We start from the raw sequence: 2,243 nt of genomic DNA on the forward strand, positions 1-2,243 counted from the left end.
GGATTATCAGGGATGCCAGAGGTGAAGCAAAAGGAGCGGTTATTGCATTAACTAATCTGGATAGGAAAAAAACGGATAAGACAAAAGAATTAGAATTTTAATCCCGATTTGAATGGAAATAATATATCAGGAAGAAACATCTCAAAGAATCGATAAATATATTGTCAGTCTGAATGATAAAAGATTGTATTCGAGATCATTCATTGACAGACTTATCAAAGAAAATCAGATCAGAGTAAATAGCAAACCAGTCAAAAAAAACCACCATCTGAAAAAAGGTGAGATCATAAATATCGAAATACCGGAGAGAACCGATTTATTACCGGAACCGGAAGATATTACTCTGAATATTGTGTATGAAGATGAATCCCTGATAATCATAAATAAACAGGCGGGATTAACAGTTCATCCTGCTCCGGGAAATCCGAAAGGGACTTTGGTAAATGCTCTGGTCTATCATTTCAAAGATGATCTCTCGTCCGGGAATGATAAATTTCGACCGGGAATAATTCATCGGCTTGATAAGAATACTTCGGGCTTGATGATCGTTGCAAAAAATGACAGAGTTCATTATCTGCTCTCAAAGATGTTTCAAGAGAGGAAGATCGAGAAATATTATCAAGCGATCGTTACCGGAGTTCCAGCAAAGAGAGAAGATACGATCATCACCTTCATAAATCGGAGCAGGAAAGACAGAAAAAAAATGTCGGTAGCAGATTCCGGGAAAAAGGCGATCACATATTATAGGGTGATCAAAGAATTTGATTTTTTCTCACATTTAGAAGTAAAACTCGAAACCGGAAGAACGCACCAGATAAGAGTTCATATGTCTCATCTGAATTGTCCTGTTTTAGGGGACGGAACATATTCAAATCTGAAAAGAACTATAAATCAAATCCCTGTTCATTTACAGAAGAAGGTTAAATATCTTCTTGCTAATCACCTTAAAAGACAGGCTCTGCATTCTTATAGATTGAGTTTTGAGCATCCAATAACGGGCAGGGCAATCGATATTGAGATAGACTTGCCGGAAGATATGAGATATACACTCGAATGGCTGGAACGGAATTTCTCAGGTTAGTGTGAAAAAGGAAATTTAACTCCGGACTTCGTCATAAGTCAAGTTTCATTAATTGTTTGATCATGAGAGGAGAAAGAATTGAAAAAAGTCTATATTGTTTCAGATGGTTCGGGAAGAACAGCAGAACAAACATTGAAGGCTGCTCTGACTCAATTCCCCAAACCAAAGATCAAAATAGTAAGACGACCCGGGATAATCGATGAAGAACATATCCAGGAGGTTATTCAAGAAGCTTCCTATAATGATGGTTTTATAATCCATACTTTAGTTTCGGATGAGCTGCGGGAAAAACTGTTCCGAATCGCCAGATATAATAATGTTGATACAATTGACCTGATGGGACCTCTCTTAGCAAGATTGTCCGATGAACTTGCAACTTCTCCTTCCGAAGAACCAGGTCTGTTCAAACTCATAAATGAATCTTATTTCAGACGAGTAGAGACCATGAACTTCGCTTTTAAACATGATGACGGTCAAAGAGCCCATGAGTTGAAAAAAGCTGAAATCGTGCTGCTTGGAGTTTCGAGGACATTCAAAACACCATTGAGCATCTATCTCGCATTTAAGCTCTGGTTTGTAGCAAATGTTCCGATCATATTCAAGATGGAACCTATGCCGCAGGTTTATGAGATTGAACCGGAAAGAGTTTTCTGCCTTGTATCCGATCCAAGAAGGCTCTCGATCTTACGAAAAGCACGGCATGATCATCTTCTGCAGGCGACCGGAGATTATGCGGATTATGAATTCGTGAAAAGAGAAATGCAATACGCAAGAAACCTTTACCATAGACATCCAAAATGGACGATCATCAATGTTACGATGAAATCCATAGAAGAGATTGCTTCTGAGATCATTGCGATGGCAAGGAAGTCACAATTAAAGAGGTGATATCTTTATAATCAAAAACTTGCCAAATCTTAAAGATTTGGCAAGTTTCATAAAAGGTGAGGGTCAGAATGTTTTTCTGCTTCCTCTCGTTGTTCTTTGATTCGTTCTGACTCATCCTGCTGTCCTTCTCTTTGTAAGAGAAGGAACATAAGAGGAGCAGGAAGACAATCCCACGCCGGAGCGTGGGATCGAGTAAATAATCAAAAACTTGTCAAATCTTAAAGATTTGGAAAGTTTTTGATTATTTACTCGTTCCCACGCTCCGGCGTGGGAA

Annotated in this window: 2 protein-coding genes; both read left to right on the plus strand. The window is 38.7% G+C overall.

Going from position 1 to position 2,243, the window contains the following annotated elements; translation table 11 throughout:
* Positions 1–112: 112 nt before the first annotated feature.
* Complete coding sequence (locus ENL20_05370; GenBank protein ID HHE37985.1) at positions 113–1,081, plus strand: RluA family pseudouridine synthase; 969 nt, start codon at positions 113–115, stop codon at positions 1,079–1,081.
* Between the two features lie 78 nt (positions 1,082–1,159).
* Entirely contained in the window at positions 1,160–1,969 is an 810-nt protein-coding gene (locus ENL20_05375) for a kinase/pyrophosphorylase (protein ID HHE37986.1), read from the plus strand.
* Positions 1,970–2,243 lie beyond the last annotated feature (274 nt).

Source organism: Candidatus Cloacimonadota bacterium, assembly GCA_011372345.1.
Taxonomy (GTDB): Bacteria; Cloacimonadota; Cloacimonadia; order Cloacimonadales; family TCS61; genus DRTC01.